The sequence below is a fragment of the Streptomyces sp. NBC_00775 genome, assembly GCF_036347135.1.
Classification (GTDB): Bacteria; Actinomycetota; Actinomycetes; order Streptomycetales; family Streptomycetaceae; genus Streptomyces; species Streptomyces lutosisoli.
Map to the genome: position 1 here is coordinate 4801577 of NZ_CP108938.1, position 17664 is coordinate 4819240.

The window sequence follows — 17664 nt, forward strand, 5'->3', positions numbered from 1 at the left end:
ATAGCGTGATGTTGTCCGCAGGTCACGGCTTCACCGGCAACAGAAGGTCAAGGACATGATGGTGGATCATTCCGACTGGCGTGTCGGGGTCGCTTCGGCCCCCGTCCATCACGGCGAGATTCTGCAAGGCGTGTTCACCGGTGAGGGAGGACTCACCAGGGGTCTCGTCACCCTTCCCTGCACCATCCACACGACCAGAGCCACCTTCATCCCCGCCCCCGGTCCCGAGGTCACCGTCTCACCCGAGTGGAAGGGCAAGGCGCGGCGCGCGGCGGAACTCGCCGTCCGGGCCGTGACGCCGCCGGACGCCGGGCCCTGGGGCGGCCATCTGGAACTGACCGGCGATGTGCCGCTGTGCCGCGGGTTCGGCTCGTCGACGAGCGATGTGCTGGCCGCGATCTGGGCGGTGAAGGACGCGTTCGTCAGCCCGTTGCCGCCGCAGGAGGTGGCCCGGCTGGCCGTGCGCGCCGAGACCGCCTCCGACTCCCTGATGTTCGAGGAGTCCACCGTGCTGTTCGCACAGCGCGAGGGCGCGGTGATCGAGGACTTCGGCTACCGGATGCCGCCGGTCCGGGTGCTGGGCTTCGGCTCCCGCCCCGAGGGCGGCGGGCGGGGCGTGGACACGCTGGCGTTCGCGCCGGCGAGCTACGGCCAGGAGGAGATCGACCTCTTCGCCCGGCTGCGGGACATGCTCCGGGAGGCCATCCAGATGAAGGACGTCGCGCTGCTGGGTTCGGTGGCGACGGCGAGTACGGAGATCAACCAGCGTCATCTGCCGATACCCGGGCTCGACCGGATCCGGGACATCGCCCGGACCTCCGGCGCGCTGGGCGTGCAGGCGGCGCACAGCGGAGACATCGCGGGCCTCCTCTTCGACCGGGACGACCCGGACGTCGAAGCCCGCGCCGCGCTGGCCCAGCGCCTCCTGCAAGAGATCGGTATCGACGAGCAGTGGAACTACACGACCGGTGACTGACGGGTGACTGACATGACGACGACGACTCTGCCGAAGGCTCACTCCTCGATCGTGGAGGCCACCGAGCTCCCACGCATCATCAAGGTGAGCGACAACCTCTACGCGGCGGCCTTCAGCCTGATGAAGCTGCTGCCCGCCCGCCACATCATCGACCGCGCCGAGGCCGACGGGCTGCTCTCCCCGGGCACCCCGGTCATCGAGACCTCCTCCGGGACGTTCGCCCTGGGCCTGGCCATGGTCTGCGGGCTGCGCGGCTATCCGCTGACCATCGTCGGCGACTCGGCCATCGACCGGGATCTGCGCACCCGCCTCGAAATGCTCGGCACGACGGTGGAGATCGTCGAGCACACCGGCCAGCCCGGCGGCATCCAGGGCGCACGCCTGGCCCGGGTGGAGGAGCTGCGCCGCCTCCAGCCCGACGCCTTCGTCCCCGGCCAGTACGACAACCCCGACAACCCGGGCGCGTACAGCATCGTCGCCGACCTGATCGGCGACACCGTCGGCTCCGTCGACTGCCTGGTGGGCCCGGTGGGTTCGGGCGGTTCGACGGGCGGGCTCGCCGCGTCGCTGCGGCCCGGAAACCCGGCGCTGCACCTGGTCGGCGTGGACACGCACGGCAGCATCATCTTCGGCACCCCCGACGGGCCCCGCACGCTGCGCGGACTCGGCAGCAGCATCCACCCGGGCAACGTCAAGCACGCGGCGTACGACGAGGTCCACTGGGTGACGGCCCCCGAGGCGTTCCACGCGACCCACGAGCTCTACCGCGCGCACGGCCTGTTCATGGGACCGACCAGCGGGGCCTCCTTCCAGGTGGCGTCCTGGTGGGCGGAGCACAACCCAGGGAGCACCGTGGTGATGGTGCTGCCGGACGAGGGCTACCGCTACCAGTCCACGGTCTACAACGATGCCTGGCTGCGCGCCCAGGGCATCGTCCCGGCGCCCGCCCCGGGCGGCCCGGTCACCGTCGAGCACCCGCTCGACGCGACCGCAGCCTGGTCCCGGCTGCTGTGGGCGCGCCGCGGCTTCGACGACGTGGTCATGCCGGAGGTCGACTCATGAGCGGGCGGCTACTGCTCCTGATCGAGAGCAACACCACCGGAACGGGGCGGCTGTTCGCGCGCCGCGCGGCCCAGCGCGGAGTGGAGCCGGTCCTGCTGTGCGCGGACCCGGGCCGCTATCCGTACGCCGCCGAGGACGGGCTGCGGACCGTCACCGTGGACACCGCGGACGAGGCCGCGCTGTGGATGGCGGTCTCCGAACTGGCCGGCGAGGCGCCCATCGCTGGTGTGCTGACCAGCTCCGAGTACTACGTCCCCACCGCGGCCGCGGTCGCCGCGCGGCTCGGTCTGCCGGGCCCCGAGGCCGAGGCCGTACGGGCCTGCCGCGACAAGTCCGAGCAGCGGCGGATCCTCGCCGGGGCGGGCGTCGGGGTGCCGGGCTTCGCCGTCGTCGACGAGGTCGTCGGCGCCGTGGCCGCCGCGGAGGCGTGCCGACTTCCGGTGGTGGTGAAGCCGGTGCAGGGCTCCGGGAGCCTCGGCGTGCGGCTGTGCGCGGACGCCGGCGAGGTGGCCGAGCACGCCCGGACGCTGCTGGCGGCCACCGTCAACGAGCGGGGGGTCGCGGCACCGCGCCGGATCCTGGTCGAGGAGTACCTGAGCGGACCGGAGTTCTCCGTCGAGGTGTTCGGCACCCAGGCGGTGGTGACGGTCGCCAAGCACGTCGGTCCGCTCCCCGTCTTCGTGGAGGTCGGCCACGACGTCCCGGCGTCCCTGCCGGCCGAGGCGGAACGCGCGCTGCGGGAGACCGCGGTGCGCGCCGTGGAGGCGCTCGGGCTCGGCTGGGGCGCGGCCCATGTGGAGATGCGCCTGGAGAGCACCGGCGCCAAGGTCATCGAGGTCAACCCGCGGCTCGCCGGCGGCATGATCCCCGAACTCGTGCGCAGGGCCTGCGGTATCGACCTGGTCCTCGCCCAGGTCCTGTCCGCGCTCGGCGAGACTCCCGAACTGGAGCGCGGCGTCTACGCCCGCGCCTCGATCCGCTTCCTGACCGCCGAGCGCGACGGCATCCTCACCCACGCCGGCGCGCTCGACGAGACCGTCGCCCGCGCCCGCGCCGTCCCGAACGTCGTGGACGCCGTCGTCTACCGCGTCCCGGGCGAACCCGTGGGCCCCGCCGAGGACTTCCGCGGCCGCATCGGCCACACCATCGCCGTCGCCGACCACCCCGCCCCGGCCGCCGAGGCCGCCGACCGGGGAGCCGCCCTGCTCGCCGAGGCCGTGTCGTACACACACCTGACCGCGACGGAGGCCCTCGCATGAGCACCGCGACAGCATCCGGTGTCGACACCGGGCGGCTCAAGGCAGCCCTCGACGCCGAGGCGCACCGCATCGTCTACGCCTCGTACCTGCCGGACGACGCGGCGGACGACGGGCTCGGTGCGGAGCTGCGGTGCATCAGCGAGGTGGACCGTGCGCATCTGGTCATGCTGACCGAGCGCGGCATCGTGGACGCCGCCCGTGCCGGGCAACTGCTGCGGGCGATCGAGGAGTTGCGCGAGCAGAACTTCGGGCCGGTGCGCGGCAGGCCGATGCCGCGCGGCGTGTACCTGGCGTACGAGGGCCACCTCATCGAGCAGTTGGGCGACGAGACCGGCGGCATCCTGCACACCGGCCGCTCCCGCAACGACCTCAACGCCACCACCACCCGGCTGAAGGTCCGCACCCCCTATCTGGCGCTGCTGGACGCGGTGGACACCCTCGCCGCGGTGCTCCTGGCGAAGGCCGAGGAGTACGCGGACGTGACGATGCCGGCGTACACGCACGGCCAGCCCGCCGTGCCGATCACCTACGGGCACTACCTGGCGGGTGTCGCCGGCGCGGTACTGCGCGCGTACGGCGGACTCCTCGACGCGGGCCGGCAGATCGACGTCAACCCGCTCGGCGCGGGCGCCATCGGCGGCACCTCCGTGCCGATCGACCCCGCCCGCACGGCGGAACTCCTCGGCTTCACCTCGGCCGCGCCCAACTCGGTGGACGCCGTGGCCTCCCGGGACTTCGTCCTCCAGCTGCTGTCCGCGTCCGCCGTGCTCGGCGTCGCGCTCGCCCGTATCGCGCGCGATCTGAGCACCTGGACGTCGGAGGAGTCCGGGCTGCTGCGGGTGGGCGACACGCTGGTGGGTTCGAGCTCGATGATGCCGCAGAAGCGCAACCCGTTCCTGCTGGAGCACATCCAGGGCCGGTCCACCGCGAGCCTGGGCGCGTTCATGAGCGCGGCCTCCGCGATGACGACCGGCGGCTACACCAACGCCATCGCGGTCGGCACCGAGGCCGTACGCCACCTCTGGCCGGGCCTGAGCGACACCACCGACGCGGTCACGCTGCTGCGCCTGGTCGTGGCGGGCACGGAACCGGAGCGGGAGCGGATGGAGCAGCGGGCCGTGGACGGGTTCACCTCGGCGACGTACCTGGCGGAACGCCTGGTCCTGGAGGGCACGCCGTTCCGGGCGGCGCACCACCAGGTGGGCGAGACCGTCCTCGCGGCGCTGGACTCCGGCCGGTCGCTCGCGGACACTTCCGACTTCGCGGGCGATCTCGCCCCGGACCGGGTCGCCCGGGACTGCGCCCACGGTGGCGGACCGGGCAGCGATGGGCTACCGCCCCTCACCACGCAACTCGGTGTGCTTCACACTGAGTTGGTCGCCCGGCGGATCCGCTGGTCGGGCGCCGAATCGCTTCTCACCGAAGCCGTTCAGAAGGCGGTACTTACATGACTGCCCCGACGCTCGAACCACCCCCGGAGATCACCGTGAAACCCAAACGCGGCGGACTGCTGCACCAGCGCGACTTCCGCCTGCTGTGGCTGGGCGAGACAACCAACCGTGTCGGCATCAACATCACCACCGTCGCGATGCCGCTGGTCGCGGTGGTGACGCTCAACGCCAGCACGTTCGCCGTGAGTGTGCTGGCCGCCGCGCCCTGGCTGCCCTGGCTGCTGATCGGCCTGCCGGCCGGCGCCTGGGTGGACCGCATGCGGCGCAGACCCCTCATGCTGGCCTGCAACGTGGGCTCGCTGCTCCTCCTGGCCAGCGTGCCCATAGCCGCCTGGCTCGACGTCCTCACCATGACCCAGATGCTGATCGTCGCCCTGCTCAACGGCCTGGCGGCGGTGTTCTTCGGCATCTCCTACAAGGTGTACGTGCCCTCGATAGTCGAGCGGAAGGACCTCCAGGAGGCCAACGCCAAGCTTCAGGGCAGCGAGTCGGTGGCGCAGGTCGCGGGCCTGGGCGGCGGCGGCCTCCTCGCCGGGGCCTTCGGCGCCGCCTCCGGACTGCTGGTCAACGCGCTGACGTTCCTCTTCTCGGCCCTGTGCCTGTCCCGCATCCGCGCCGAGGAACCCCGACCCGAACAGCCCAAGGAGCGCACCCCGCTGCGCCAGGACATCAAGGAGGGCCTCCAGTACACGGTGAAGGACCCCTACCTGCGCATCCTGACGGGGTACGGCACCGTCACCAACCTGCTCCTGACGGCGTACCAGGCCATCCTGCCGGTCTTCATGATCCGGCAGCTGATGGTCGCGGAAGGCGCGGTCGGCTGGCTGCTGGCCTCCAGCAGCATCGGCGGACTCCTGGGCGCCACCCTGGCGAAGCGCATCGCCGACCGGCACGGAACCGCGCGCGGACTGCAGCTCGCCACGCTGTTCACCGCTCCCTTCGGCCTGCTCATTCCCATGGCGGGGGAGGGCTGGCAGCTGGTGACCCTGGCGATTGGCAGCGCACTCCTCGCCCTGGGCGTGGTACTGGCCAACGTGATCCAGGGAGCCTTCCGGCAGCGCTACTGCCCGCCGCAGCTCCTCGGCCGTGTCACTTCCTGCATATCGGTGGCCAACTTCGGTGCCATCCCCTTCGGTTCACTGCTCGGCGGCGCACTCGGCACGGCGCTCGGCCTCAGGCCGACGCTGTGGATGCTGACCGCCGGCCTGGCGGTGACCCCCCTGATTCTCCTGATCGGGCCGATGCGCGGCAGGCGCGACCTGCCTTCCGCACCCGACCCGTCGGGCGGACGCGACCTGACGGTCGAGCCCAGCGCAGCATGAGGCCCGACCGGCTTGTCACCTGAGTAAGAACAGGAGAGACCCCGTGGAAACAACCCTGCCGTGGGTCGTTCGTGAGCTGCCACCCCCTGGCTCACTGGACCTCTGGCTCCTGAGGGTCTCGGATGTCCCCGCCGGCATCCTGGACGAGGCGGTGCTCGACGCGACCGAGCGTCAGCGCGCCGCCGCCCTCATGCACGCGGCCGACCGAACCCGGTTCACGGCCGCGCATGTCGCACTACGTCGGCTGCTCGGAACGTATTTGGGTCTGCGTCCCGAGGAGATCCACTTCGGCCGGGACACCTGTCCCTGCTGCGGCGGACCGCACGGCCGCCCGACCGTTCTCGGCGCGGGCCGCGAGTTGTTCTTCTCGCTGTCCCACCGGGGCGACCTGGCGCTCGTCGGTACGGCCGTCGCTCCGATCGGAGTCGACGTGGACCTGGTGTCGGACCAGACGGCCACCGCCGAACTGGCCTCGATGCTGCACGTGGATGAACAGGCGGAACTGGACGCGCTGGCACCTGAGTTGCGCCCGCGTGCCCTGGCCCGCCTGTGGACCCGCAAAGAGGCTTACCTCAAGGGCCTCGGCTCGGGTCTGGGCCGCGACCCCTCGCTCGACTATGTCGGCACGGGGGGCCCGCAGGGCCCGTATCCGCCATCCGGCTGGACCCTGCTGGACGTTCCGGTGGACCGGGGCTACGCGGCGGCGGTGGCGGTGCGCGGTGAACTGAACGTCACCGCTCCCACCATCAGCAGGCTCTCCGTCCTGGACGTCGTGGAGTACACGACCGAACTCTCCGGTCTGGAGCTGCCCTCCGGTCCGGACGTCGTACGAAAGCCGCACGACGCCCTGCAGACGGCGAGGACCCCGCCCTGATCCACCCCGGGGCCGACCGGGTGCACCGACTTGGTGATCACCCGGCCGGCCGAGGGCACGCGCCACTCGGCCGCCGCCGCGCGGCCACTGATCACGAGGACGTTTCCCGCACATCCCCAACACCCCTACATCCCTTGGGAACTGACGATGTCAAACGCTGTGCAAGAGGCCCCCGCGGCCCGCCTCCCGCAGGTGCGGACCCGCACCCCCGAGCGTTCCTCCGTCGCCGTCGAGCACGTCACGGGCGCGCAGTCCCTCGTCCGCTCGCTCGAAGAGGTGGGCGCGGACACCGTGTTCGGCATTCCCGGCGGTTGCATCCTGCCGGCGTACGACCCGCTGATGGACTCCGAGCGGGTACGGCATGTGCTCGTCCGGCACGAGCAGGGCGCGGGTCACGCGGCCACGGGCTACGCGCAGGCCACCGGCAAGGTCGGCGTCTGCATGGCGACCTCGGGACCGGGCGCCACCAACCTGGTGACGCCGATCGCCGACGCCCACATGGACTCGGTGCCGCTCGTGGCGATCACCGGGCAGGTTCCCTCCAAGTCGATCGGCACGGACGCCTTCCAGGAGGCGGACATCGTCGGCATCACCATGCCGATCACCAAGCACAACTTCCTGGTCACCAGGGCCGATGACATCCCGAAGACGATCGCGGAAGCCTTCCACATCGCGGCCACGGGACGCCCCGGCCCGGTCCTGGTCGACATCACCAAGGACGCCCTCCAGGAAAAGACCACCTTCAGCTGGCCGCCCCGTGCGGACCTGCCCGGCTACCGCCCGGTGACCCGGCCGCACCCCCGCCGGATCGCCGAGGCGGCCAAGCTGCTGAACCAGTCCGAGCGCCCCGTGCTCTACGTCGGCGGCGGCGTCCTCAAGGCCAAGGCCACCGACGAGCTGCGGATCCTCGCCGAGCTGACCGGCGCTCCCGTGGTCACCACCCTGATGGCACTCGGCGCGTTCCCCGGCAGCCACCCGCAGCACGTGGGCATGCCGGGCATGCACGGCGACGTGGCCGCCGTCACCGCACTGCAGAAGGCCGATCTGATCGTCGCCCTCGGCGCCCGCTTCGACGACCGTGTCACCGGCAAGCTCGACACGTTCGCCCCGTACGCCAAGGTCGTGCACGCCGACATCGACCCGGCCGAGATAGGCAAGAACCGTTTCGCGAACGTGCCGATCGTGGGAGATGCGCGCGAGGTCATCACCGCGCTGACGACAGCGGTGCGCGCGGAGCACGAGGACGGCCACCGGGGTGACTACGCGAACTGGTGGCGGGACCTCAACCGCTGGCGCACCACCTACCCGCGCGGCTACGACCTGCCCTCGGACGGCACCCTCTCCCCGCAGCTGGTCATCGAGCGCATCGGCCAACTCGCCCCCGAGGGCACGCTGTTCGCGTCCGGGGTCGGCCAGCACCAGATGTGGGCGGCGCAGTTCCTCCCGCACGAGGAGCCGGGCACCTGGTTCAACTCGGGCGGCGCAGGAACGATGGGCTACTCGGTGCCGGCCGCGATGGGCGCCAAGGCCGGCCGCCCGGACCGGACCGTCTGGGCGATCGACGGCGACGGCTGCTTCCAGATGACCAACCAGGAACTCACCACCTGCGCCCTGAACAACATCCCCATCAAGGTCGCCGTCATCAACAACGGCGCCCTCGGCATGGTCCGCCAGTGGCAGAACCTCTTCTACGGCGCCCGGTTCTCCAACACCGTGCTGCACGACGGCGCGACCAACGCCGAGACCGGTTCGACGCGGGGCCTGGGCTCCGCCGCCAACCGCGGCACCCGCGTCCCGGACTTCGTCCTGCTCTCCGAGGCGATGGGCTGCGTGGGCCTGCGCTGCGAGACCCCGGAGGAACTGGACGCGGTCATCGACAAGGCCAACTCGATCAACGACCGCCCTGTGGTGGTGGACTTCATCGTCCACGAGGACGCGATGGTGTGGCCGATGGTCCCTGCCGGCACTTCCAACGACGACATCATGGCCGCCCGCGACGTCCGCCCCGACTTCGGCGACTCCGCGGACGACTGAGAGGAACCACTGACATGTCCCAGCACACACTCTCCGTCCTGGTCGAGAACACCCCCGGCATCCTCGCCCGGATCGCCGCCCTGTTCTCGCGCCGCGGCTTCAACATCGACTCGCTCGCGGTCGGCACCACCGAGCACCCCGACCTCTCCCGCGTCACCATCGTGGTCAGGGTCGACGACGCGCTGTCCCTGGAGCAGGTGACCAAGCAGCTCAACAAGCTCATCAACGTCCTCAAGGTCGTCGAGCTGGAGGCGGACGCGGCGGTCCAGCGCGAACTGGTCCTGGTGAAGGTCCGCGCCGGCAACGAGACCCGCTCCCAGATCGTCCAGATCGCCGAACTGTTCCGCGCGAAGACGGTCGACGTCTCCCCCGAGGCCGTCACCCTGGAAGCCACCGGCGCCGCCGACAAACTCGACGCGATGCTCCGGATGCTGGCCCCCTTCGGCATCAAGGAACTCGTCCAGTCCGGCGCGATAGCCATCGGCCGCGGCTCCCGCTCCCTGGCCGAACGCGGCGTACGAGACACCCGCCCGTTCCGCCTGACGGCGACGGCGAGCGCCTCCGCATCCGCCTCCACGTCCGCATCCGCGTCGCAGGCACAAAGCGCGTAACGCGAGTTCCCTCAGAAGTGACTGTCCCTCAATAACAGCTACCAGCAACCCAGTTACCGATTACAAGGAGAAACCCTCATGCCCGCCGAGCTGTTCTACGACGCCGACGCCGACCTGTCCATCATCCAGGGCCGCAAGGTCGCGGTCATCGGCTACGGCAGCCAGGGCCACGCCCACGCGCTGTCGCTGCGCGACTCGGGTGTGGACGTCCGCGTCGGTCTGCACGAGGGCTCCAAGTCCAAGGCGAAGGCCGAGGAGCAGGGCCTGCGCGTGGTGACGCCGTCGGAGGCCGCCGCCGAGGCCGACGTCATCATGATCCTGGTGCCGGACCCGATCCAGGCCCAGGTCTACGAGGAGTCCATCAAGGACAACCTGAAGGACGGCGACGCGCTGTTCTTCGGCCACGGCCTGAACATCCGCTTCGGCTTCATCAAGCCCCCGGCCGGCATCGACGTGTGCATGGTCGCCCCGAAGGGCCCGGGCCACCTGGTCCGCCGCCAGTACGAGGAGGGCCGCGGCGTTCCCTGCATCGCGGCCGTCGAGCAGGACGCGACCGGTTCCGCGTTCCCGCTGGCTCTGTCGTACGCCAAGGGCATCGGCGGCACCCGCGCCGGCGTCATCAAGACGACGTTCACCGAGGAGACCGAGACCGACCTGTTCGGTGAGCAGGCCGTCCTCTGTGGTGGTACGGCCGCGCTGGTCAAGGCGGGCTTCGAGACGCTGACCGAGGCCGGCTACCAGCCGGAGATCGCGTACTTCGAGTGCCTCCACGAGCTGAAGCTCATCGTCGACCTCATGTACGAGGGCGGCCTGGAGAAGATGCGCTGGTCGGTCTCCGAGACCGCCGAGTGGGGCGACTACGTCACCGGCCCGCGGATCATCACGGACGCCACCAAGGCCGAGATGAAGAAGGTCCTCGCCGAGATCCAGGACGGGACGTTCGCCCGCGAGTGGATGGCCGAGTACCACGGCGGTCTGAAGAAGTACAACGAGTACAAGAGCCAGGACGAGAAGAGCCTCCTGGAGACCACCGGCAAGGAGCTCCGCAAGCTCATGTCGTGGGTGAACGACGAGGCGTGACGCCTGGGCAGGACCGCCCCGGCCTCACGCCCACGGGAACCAGTCACCACGAACACCAGGAAACCCCAGGTCAGCCAATCCCGACCTGGGGTTCCCCGTGGCACGGCGCAACCAGGCTCCCCCTCCCGGCCTGGGGCTGTCGTGCGTGTCAGGCGTTGCGCGACGTCAGGTGTTGCTTCCCTTCGCATGACGTCGGCTCAACGCCCATGGCGCGTGACCGCGGTCGTCGGGGGACGGCGGCCGATGCCGGTCCGGGTCGGCCGGCTCTTCGATGACCAGTGCCTCGAAAAGGCTTCGGGATCCGACCATGGCCTCCCGCATTTCCTCGGTGCCGCTCTGGTCGCGGGCGGCCGCGTGCATGCTGCGGTAGCCCTGGACGAAGGGGGCGTGGTGGACGGAGAGGGCGGCCATCTGCTCCTCGAAGTGCTCGCCGTCGGGGAAACCCCGGTCCCTCGCCAGGCGCGCCAGCAGCGCGTCCGCCTCGGTGACGGCCTTCTGCGGTGATTCGACGAACTGCTCCTGGACGGCGGCCCATTGCGTCACGTAGTCCGCGCGGGCCTCGGGAGACAGCGGCTGTTCCTGGAGGGAGCCGTGCCGCTTCACGCGCTCGCCGAGTTCCCGCTCGGCCGCCCGGACATCCCCGTCATGGAGGGCGACGGCACGGTCGTACTCGGGCCCGAAGCGCTGCTTCAGCCCGCGTCCGCCACTGCCGCGGGCTCGTCCACGTCCGGTGTAGAGGAGTGCGGCCAGGCCGATGGCGATCACGACGATGACTACGACGGTGAACATGGCTGCCTTCTCTGGCTCACGGTTCGCGAGTCGGTCCGCTTCACTACCGTCCATTCCGTTCGGCTCATGGAGCGTTGGTGCCGGCCGGGTGGCATCCACACGACGTGAGCACCACCCGGGGCGTGTTGTGCTCAGTGCCTGAAGGCACCCTTGACCTTGTCGCCGGCCTGCTTCAGGTTTCCGGAGACTCGGTCGGTCCTGCCCTGCCGCTGGAGTCGCCTGTTGCGGGTGGTCCGGCCGATGCGTTCGGTGACCAGGCCCTTGAGTGCCTGCGTCTTGTGCTTGATCGTCTGTCCGACGCTCATGGCCGGCCTCCTACTTGTCTGCTGAGCGGGCTCCCGCGCGAGGTCGCCGTTCCCGCGGGCGGGATCGGGGCCGGTGTGGACTGCCTGCGGCTGATCAGCAGAAGGAGAAGAATCCAGAGCACGGCCGGGCCTCCACACGGTCGCAGGGACAGTGCCTGCGTTCCGCGGGGTCCGGGCGAAGCGAAAGGTGGAGGCCTCGCCCGGAGATTCCCGGAGCGGTACAGCCCCACGCCTGCGGCCAGTCAACGCCCGGCAACCGTCTGTGTCAACGCATACGAGCCGCTGTCTCCCCGGTATCCGCAACCTCTGGGTAGGACTACGCTGTTGAGTGAGGCCCCAGTCCCCGGTATCGATGCTGTGTCCAGCTCCCGGGGAGGCCCGCGGTGTTCGCCCTGCTTCTCATCCTCGTCTTGGTCCTGTTCGGTGTCGGCTTCCTCAACCCCATCTGGTGGGTGGTCGCGGCCGTGTTGGTCTTCGGAACCACGCGGTACGGCCGCGGTGGTGGCGGGAGTCGGGGCCGCAGCTCCGACCTGGGGCAGTACCGGGACTACCAGGAGCGCCGGGATCGTCAGGAACGCTGGGACCGTCGCTACAGCCGCCAGCACCGGGCACGCTGGCGGCGCGAGGACCGGCGGGACCGCGAACACGGCAGGTGACGCGAAGACCGGGGGTGTGGTGCACGCCCGCCGGATGACATCCGGAAGGGGAAGGTCATGATTCACGCTGCCGATCTCCGGGAGTGGCACGAACGCGACGTCGTCGACAGCGAATCGCACAAGATCGGTGTGCTGGAGGCGGTCTCTGTGGACACCACCACTGATGAGCCGGTCATGGCCACCGTTCGGAACGGGCTGCCCACGCGGCACCGGCACGTGAAGAGCGGCCGCTGTTGACGGCTGTGCCCTCGGCCGGCCATGCGGCCCTGCTGGTCGAGGTCGTCGAACTACGCGCCAAGAGCGAGCAGTTGGCGCGGGCGCTGACGTCCCGTGCGGTGATCGACCAGGCGCGCGGCATGGTGATGGTCCTGGCCCCGTGTTCCAGCGAGAGGGCGTGGGATCTGCTGGTGTGTGTGTCGCAGAACTGCAATATCAAGCTCCGGGACGTGGCTACGGCCCTGGTCGCCACGACGAAGGACGAGACGCTCCCGGAACCGATACAGCGGGAACTGCGCCGGGCGCTGCGGCGCCTTCATGCGGCGGACCAGGGGGTGACGGAGTGCGCGCCCGTCGGACGGCACCGGGAGCTGTGAGCTCAACCCTCCGGTGCCTTCGTCCAGGACGGCCGTCGGACGCCTTTGCTGTGTAGCCCGCCTCGTGGAACCTAAACACCCAGCCCCGCCTCTTCGCCCGTTCGGCCAGGTCACGTGCTGTCGGGGGGTGGGAAGGGCAGGCTGGTGTGCGCGGTGCCCGAGGCACCGGAGGGTGCCGTGGCGGGTGTCGCCGAGGTCGCGCTGAGTGCGAGGAGCGCGACGTCGTCGGCGGGTCCTGCGGGGAAGGTGTCCAGCAGCGAGGTGAGGTCGCTGATGATCGCGGCGGCCCCGAGGGCCCGGCCGGTGGCGGCATGGTGGGTGAGGTGCGCGGTCAGTCCGCTCTCGCCGAACCGGGCGCCTTGGGTAGTACGGGCCTCGGTGAGTCCGTTGCTGTAGAGGAAGAGCGCCTCGCCGGGCAGAAGTTGAACGGTCCGGGAGACGAAGTCCGCGTGGCGCAGGGCGCCGACGAGCATTCCTCCGGCGAGGCTCACCGGCTCGGTCCGGGCGACCACCCGGTCCGGCCCGTCGCGGCGGGCGGGTCGCAGATGGTGGGCCGGGAGATGGCCGCCTCCGGCCAGGGTGAGGGCGAAACCGCCCGCGGGCTCGGGGGCGAGGGTGCCGAAGACCAGGGTGCAGAAGCCGCTGCCGTCGGACGATGCCGACAGCAGAGTGGAGTTCAGCGCCCGCAGTACGGCACACGGGTCGCGCTCCAGCAGGGCGGTGGAGCGCAAGGTGTAGCGGATCAGCGAGGTGAGAGCGGCGGCGGGTGCGCCCCGGCCGCTGACGTCGCCGAGAAAGAACCCCCACCGCCCGGCGCCGAGCGGAAAGACGTCGTAGAAGTCGCCGCCGACGTCGTGGACCGAAGCGGTGGTGTAGTGGCAGGCGGCCTCCAGGCCGGGCACTTCCGGCAGTGCCGGGGGCAGCAGGGTGCGCTGAAGGGTGGAGGCGTACGCGGCGATCTCCGACCGATCCCGCTCGGCGCGCTCCCGTGCCGCGTGCTCGACCTCCACCAGTTCCCGTTCCACACGGAGCATGCGCAGGGCGGACAGCCGCAGTTCGAGTTCGTCCATCACGAGCGCGGCCAGATCGGTGAGGGCGGTGGCCTGGTCCGGTGTGATCCGGCGCGGCTTGGTGTCCAGGACGTCCACGGTGCCCAGGCGGTGACCGTCGCCGGTGGTGATCGGGGCGGCGGCGTAGAAGCGCACCCGAGCCGGACCGGTCACCAGGGAGTGGTCGCGGGCGACCGGGTCGTCGAGGGTGTCGGGGACGACCAGAGGACTGCCGGTGAGGATCGCCGAGGTGCACAGCCCCGGATCCCGGCCGATCTGCGTGACCCCCGCCAGACCGTACGCGGCCTTGAACCAGACCCGGTCGGCGTCCACGATCGTCACCGTCGCGGCCGGCGCGTCGAACAGGCGGGCGGCCAGTGCGGCGATCCGGTCGAATGCCCCGTCGGGCGGAGTGTCCAGGATGTCGTAACGACGCACCGCCGCGATCCGCAGCGCCTCCTGCTCGGGAGACAGCTCCACCCGCTCCTCCACGCCTCCGCACGCGCCGTGTCCGGCCGGTGCGGGCGGCTGTTCGGGCCGTTGGGTCCGGTCGTTGTGGGCGGCTATTCGGGCCGTTGGGTCCGGTCGTTGTGGGCAAGGCCGTCCGGATGGTCCTCCGTGCGCTCGCCGAGAGGAAGAACCAGTACGCGTAAGGCTGTTGGACCGGGCAGGCGGTGGATCTGCCCCGCCTCCTGCCAGCCCCAGTCCTTGAAGGCGGCACAGACCGAACGGGCCAACTGGTCCACCAACGTGACGCCGAGCGAGGACTGGTGGTCGGCGAGCAGACGCTCTTGGAGCCGGCGGGCGAGCCCACGGGCGTGCTGGTGCGGATGGACGACGGTTTCGAGGATCGCGAAGACATGCCCGGACGCGGTGAGTTGCTCCAGGTTCTGCGGCAGCGGTCCGTCGAACCCCTGCCACCAGGTGCCGTCGCGCGGCACGGGGAACCCTGAGACACAGCCGGTCAAAGCCTCCGCCTCGGCGACCAGCATGTCGAACCCCGGCAGCTGTACGTCACCCGCCAGGCGGTGCAGGAACTTCTGCCGGTCGTGGAACTCCTCACCGGGCGAGGCGGCGGACGACTCCACGTACAGATCCGCCAGGTCCTCCCGCAGGCCCTCGGCCTGCCAGCGGTTCAGTCGGCGCAGGCGCACCGTGTCCAGGACGGGACGCTCCGGGTCTTCGGGTTCGTGCGGTTGCCGCGGGGTGCGCATGGGGCGCCTCGGTTCAGGAGACCGTGAGATGTACGGGAGTGCCATCGGGGCCGATGGGCGGTGCGGCGCCTGGGTCCGGGACGTCTGTACAGCAGCATAGCCCCGGATCGACGCCGCGTCGGGGCCCGTTGGGGGCACGGGGTCACTGTGGCGGAGGCAGCCGACCGGTGAGTGCGCCGGCCGGCTTGTCGAGGGTTTGAAAGCGGGCTGTCCGGGAAGCCGTCCGGTGTGCTTCGGACCGGAGGCACGCCCGTGGGAGCGGTTTTCGCCGCTCCCCTGTGTGCTGCGGTCTGCCGGCTCCCACGGTGAGTGACGCCACCGATCAGGGAGACACGTGCCCATGCCGGCCGAACGCACGCAGAATCCACGAAACGCACGCCCTTACGACGACGCGCCGGACACCGATGCCGCGTTCCGCCGTATCGCCGCTCTGCCGGACGGCCCGGAGAAGTCCGCGCTGCGCCAGGAGGTGGTGTGCGCCTGGATGCCGATGGCCGTACGGCTGGCCCGGCGCTTCCGCCATCGCGGTGAGACCTTCGAAGACCTCAAACAGGTCGCCCAACTGGGCCTGGTCAAGGCGGTGTCCCGCTTCGACCCGGGTTTCGGCACCGCCTTCCCGGCCTTTGCCATACCGACGATCCTCGGCGAGGTGAAGCGGCACTTCCGTGACGAACTCTGGGTCGTGCATGTGCCGCGACGCGTACAGGAGCTGCGTGGCCAGGTGCGCTCCGCCGAGCATGAGCTGAGTTGTTCGCTGAGCGTAGCGACACCCGCGGTCCACGAGATCGCCGCGCACACCGGGCTGACCGAGGCCGAGGTACGGCTGGGCCAAGGGGCGCTGGAGAGCTTCACCGCCCGGTCCTTGGACGCCATGCCCGGCAGCTCCGCGGACAGCTACCCCCTGACCGACACCCTCGGTGGCGTGGAGCCCGGCTTCGACCGGATCATCAACCGTGAGGCGCTCCGGCCTCTGCTGCGGGCACTGCCCGAACGCGAGCGCCAGATCCTGTACCTGAGGTTCTTCTGCGGGATGACGCAGGCCCGCATCGGCCTGCAGTTCGGTGTCTCTCAGATGCACGTCTCCCGTCTGATCACCCGCACCTGTGCCCGCCTGCGCGACCAGGTGATGGCCGACGCCCGTGATCTGAGGAAGGCATCATGATGACGTCCCGGGGGCACTCCGATCTGCGAGAGGCACGCTGCGATGAGCAAGCAGGACAAGCAGGCCATGCACCATCCCGCGGTGGTTGCGCACCACCAGAGCCGTGCCGCGGACGTCCAACTGCGTATCGCCGACGCCATCACCAAGTTCGCCGGTTCGATGCCGTTCGTCTACATCCACGCGGTCTCCTTCGCGTTGTGGATGCTGTTCTTCGAGGCCGCCCCCTGGCCCACACTGACGCTGGTGGTGTCACTGGAGGCGATCTTCCTGTCGACGTTCGTCATGATCGGCCAGAATCGTCAGGCCGCCTTCCAGCAGATCAAGGCCGATCACGACTTCGTCGAGCAGGAGTTGGAACTCAAGACCAACACCGAGCTGACCCGTGCGATCCATGTCATGACCACGGAACTCCACCGCCGTCTGCTCGAGAACGGCGCGGAACAGTCTCGGCCGTAGACCACGGTTGAGGGGTGGGGTTGGTGGTCAGGCGCCCAGTCCGGGGAGGGGTTCGGAGTCGTCGATGAAGGCGCGGGCCACATCGGACAGGCGCCGGTTGTGGGAACGGGCATGGGCGCGCAGGGCGGTGAAGGCCTGTTCCATGTCGATGCCTCGGCGTTCGGCGAGTTTGCCTTTGGCCTGTTCGATCAGCACGCGGCTGTTCAACGCGGTCTGCAGTTGCTCGTTGAGGATCGTGCTGCGGTGGGTGGAACGTTGTTGCAGAAGGCTGATGGTGGCGACGTCGGCCAGGGCCTGGGCGATGAGTGTGCCCGCCGGGTCGAAGGGGCCGGGGGCGACGCGGAAGAGGTTCAGGGCGCCGACGACCTCGTCCCGCAGGCGCATGGGCAGCGCCTGGACCGCCCCGAATCCGCTGCGGTGGGCCGCCGTGGCGAAGCGCGGCCAGCGGCCGATCTCCCGGGTCAGGTCGGTGACGATCACGGGTGTGCCGGTGCGGCAGCACTCCAGGCAGGGGCCTTCATCACTCTGGAGCTGGAAGAGTTCCAGCAGCCGCACCCGTTCGTCGGAGGCGGCCATCACGCGCAGTTCGCCGTCCCGGTCCGCGAGCAGTACTCCGGCCGCGTCGGCGCCGAGCATCCCTACACAGCGGTCGGTGAGCAGACGCAGAAAGTCGATCAGGTCGAAGTCGGCGACCAGGTTGTCCGCCAGCTCGACGAAGGTCTTGGCCAGGAGCTGCTGATTCATCGTGTCACCCTCGATTGAGACTATTCC

General features: G+C 70.3%; 17 protein-coding genes and 2 pseudogenes. 14 read left to right on the forward strand and 5 right to left on the reverse strand.

Translation table 11 applies throughout. The features are described 5' to 3' along the window. Positions 1-55: 55 nt before the first annotated feature. The 9 genes and pseudogenes from OIC96_RS21285 to ilvC all read left to right on the forward strand — a co-directional run bounded on the left by OIC96_RS21285 (position 56) and on the right by ilvC (position 10669). Positions 56-976 carry a GHMP family kinase ATP-binding protein gene (locus tag OIC96_RS21285; protein WP_330306317.1) on the forward strand — a complete coding sequence of 307 codons (921 nt, stop codon included), beginning with the start codon at positions 56-58 and terminating at the stop codon, positions 974-976. A gap of 12 nt (positions 977-988) precedes the next feature. Next, positions 989-2038, forward strand: a complete 1050-nt coding sequence (locus tag OIC96_RS21290; protein ID WP_330306316.1) for a PLP-dependent cysteine synthase family protein — start codon at positions 989-991, stop codon at positions 2036-2038. Beyond that, positions 2035-3297 carry an ATP-grasp domain-containing protein gene (locus tag OIC96_RS21295; protein WP_330306315.1) on the forward strand — a complete coding sequence of 421 codons (1263 nt, stop codon included), beginning with the start codon at positions 2035-2037 and terminating at the stop codon, positions 3295-3297. Before OIC96_RS21290 ends, OIC96_RS21295 begins: the two co-directional genes overlap by 4 nt. Further along, positions 3294-4748: an argininosuccinate lyase gene (gene argH, locus OIC96_RS21300; protein WP_330306314.1), complete on the forward strand. Its 1455-nt coding sequence runs from the start codon at positions 3294-3296 to the stop codon at positions 4746-4748. Before OIC96_RS21295 ends, argH begins: the two co-directional genes overlap by 4 nt. Next, positions 4745-6070, forward strand: a complete 1326-nt coding sequence (locus OIC96_RS21305; protein WP_330306313.1) for an MFS transporter — start codon at positions 4745-4747, stop codon at positions 6068-6070. Before argH ends, OIC96_RS21305 begins: the two co-directional genes overlap by 4 nt. 43 nt (positions 6071-6113) lie before the next feature. Next, entirely contained in the window at positions 6114-6944 is an 831-nt protein-coding gene (locus OIC96_RS21310; protein ID WP_330306312.1) for a 4'-phosphopantetheinyl transferase family protein, read from the forward strand. Positions 6945-7091: 147 nt separating this feature from the next. Further along, complete coding sequence (locus tag OIC96_RS21315) at positions 7092-8978, forward strand: acetolactate synthase large subunit (protein ID WP_330306311.1); 1887 nt, start codon at positions 7092-7094, stop codon at positions 8976-8978. Between the two features lie 14 nt (positions 8979-8992). Continuing rightward, positions 8993-9499, forward strand: a pseudogene (gene ilvN / locus OIC96_RS21320) (acetolactate synthase small subunit); the annotation flags it as partial. A 168-nt stretch (positions 9500-9667) separates the two neighbouring features. After that, entirely contained in the window at positions 9668-10669 is a 1002-nt protein-coding gene (gene ilvC / locus OIC96_RS21325) for a ketol-acid reductoisomerase (RefSeq protein WP_330306310.1), read from the forward strand. 165 nt (positions 10670-10834) lie between these two features. Here the strand turns inward: ilvC and OIC96_RS21330 are convergent, their stop codons facing one another. Further along, complete coding sequence (locus OIC96_RS21330; protein ID WP_330306309.1) at positions 10835-11458, reverse strand: hypothetical protein; 624 nt, start codon at positions 11456-11458, stop codon at positions 10835-10837. A gap of 131 nt (positions 11459-11589) precedes the next feature. Then, positions 11590-11763 (reverse strand): CsbD family protein, encoded by a 174-nt coding sequence (locus OIC96_RS21335; protein WP_327430524.1) that lies wholly within the window; start codon positions 11761-11763, stop codon positions 11590-11592. Positions 11764-12146: 383 nt separating this feature from the next. On the opposite strand from OIC96_RS21335, the gene OIC96_RS21340 reads away from it, so the two are divergent. From OIC96_RS21340 to OIC96_RS21350, 3 genes and pseudogenes are all read left to right on the forward strand, one after another. Further along, positions 12147-12419, forward strand: a complete 273-nt coding sequence (locus tag OIC96_RS21340) for a hypothetical protein (protein ID WP_330306308.1) — start codon at positions 12147-12149, stop codon at positions 12417-12419. A gap of 57 nt (positions 12420-12476) precedes the next feature. Continuing rightward, positions 12477-12638 (forward strand): annotated as a pseudogene (locus OIC96_RS21345) (PRC-barrel domain containing protein); the annotation flags it as partial. Between the two features lie 23 nt (positions 12639-12661). Next, positions 12662-13012, forward strand: a complete 351-nt coding sequence (locus tag OIC96_RS21350; protein ID WP_330310222.1) for an ANTAR domain-containing protein — start codon at positions 12662-12664, stop codon at positions 13010-13012. 110 nt (positions 13013-13122) lie between these two features. Here the strand turns inward: OIC96_RS21350 and OIC96_RS21355 are convergent, their stop codons facing one another. After that, positions 13123-14541, reverse strand: a complete 1419-nt coding sequence (locus OIC96_RS21355) for a PP2C family protein-serine/threonine phosphatase (RefSeq protein WP_330306307.1) — start codon at positions 14539-14541, stop codon at positions 13123-13125. An 83-nt stretch (positions 14542-14624) separates the two neighbouring features. Further along, a complete protein-coding gene (locus tag OIC96_RS21360) occupies positions 14625-15275 on the reverse strand; it encodes a hypothetical protein (RefSeq protein WP_330306306.1) in 651 nt (216 codons plus the stop codon). Positions 15276-15615: 340 nt separating this feature from the next. Between OIC96_RS21360 and OIC96_RS21365 the strand changes: the two genes are divergently transcribed. Both OIC96_RS21365 and OIC96_RS21370 read left to right on the forward strand, forming a co-directional pair. Next, the gene (locus tag OIC96_RS21365) at positions 15616-16437 is read left to right on the forward strand and encodes a SigB/SigF/SigG family RNA polymerase sigma factor (protein ID WP_330306305.1); all 822 of its coding nucleotides are present in this window, start codon (positions 15616-15618) and stop codon (positions 16435-16437) included. 42 nt (positions 16438-16479) lie between these two features. Beyond that, positions 16480-16893: a DUF1003 domain-containing protein gene (locus tag OIC96_RS21370; protein WP_330306304.1), complete on the forward strand. Its 414-nt coding sequence runs from the start codon at positions 16480-16482 to the stop codon at positions 16891-16893. Positions 16894-16920: 27 nt separating this feature from the next. Here the strand turns inward: OIC96_RS21370 and OIC96_RS21375 are convergent, their stop codons facing one another. Continuing rightward, complete coding sequence (locus tag OIC96_RS21375; RefSeq protein ID WP_330306303.1) at positions 16921-17637, reverse strand: GAF and ANTAR domain-containing protein; 717 nt, start codon at positions 17635-17637, stop codon at positions 16921-16923. Positions 17638-17664: the final 27 nt, after the last annotated feature.

Coding starts and splice junctions, on each gene's coding strand:
- OIC96_RS21285 (WP_330306317.1), top strand. CDS start 56: ATGATGGTGGATCATTCCGACTGGCGTGTCGGGGTCGCTTCGGCCCCC.
- OIC96_RS21290 (WP_330306316.1), top strand. CDS start 989: ATGACGACGACGACTCTGCCGAAGGCTCACTCCTCGATCGTGGAGGCC.
- OIC96_RS21295 (WP_330306315.1), top strand. CDS start 2,035: ATGAGCGGGCGGCTACTGCTCCTGATCGAGAGCAACACCACCGGAACG.
- argH (WP_330306314.1), top strand. CDS start 3,294: ATGAGCACCGCGACAGCATCCGGTGTCGACACCGGGCGGCTCAAGGCA.
- OIC96_RS21305 (WP_330306313.1), top strand. CDS start 4,745: ATGACTGCCCCGACGCTCGAACCACCCCCGGAGATCACCGTGAAACCC.
- OIC96_RS21315 (WP_330306311.1), top strand. CDS start 7,092: ATGTCAAACGCTGTGCAAGAGGCCCCCGCGGCCCGCCTCCCGCAGGTG.
- ilvC (WP_330306310.1), top strand. CDS start 9,668: ATGCCCGCCGAGCTGTTCTACGACGCCGACGCCGACCTGTCCATCATC.
- OIC96_RS21330 (WP_330306309.1), bottom strand. CDS start 11,458: ATGTTCACCGTCGTAGTCATCGTCGTGATCGCCATCGGCCTGGCCGCA.
- OIC96_RS21335 (WP_327430524.1), bottom strand. CDS start 11,763: ATGAGCGTCGGACAGACGATCAAGCACAAGACGCAGGCACTCAAGGGC.
- OIC96_RS21360 (WP_330306306.1), bottom strand. CDS start 15,275: ATGCGCACCCCGCGGCAACCGCACGAACCCGAAGACCCGGAGCGTCCC.
- OIC96_RS21365 (WP_330306305.1), top strand. CDS start 15,616: ATGCCGGCCGAACGCACGCAGAATCCACGAAACGCACGCCCTTACGAC.
- OIC96_RS21370 (WP_330306304.1), top strand. CDS start 16,480: ATGAGCAAGCAGGACAAGCAGGCCATGCACCATCCCGCGGTGGTTGCG.
- OIC96_RS21375 (WP_330306303.1), bottom strand. CDS start 17,637: ATGAATCAGCAGCTCCTGGCCAAGACCTTCGTCGAGCTGGCGGACAAC.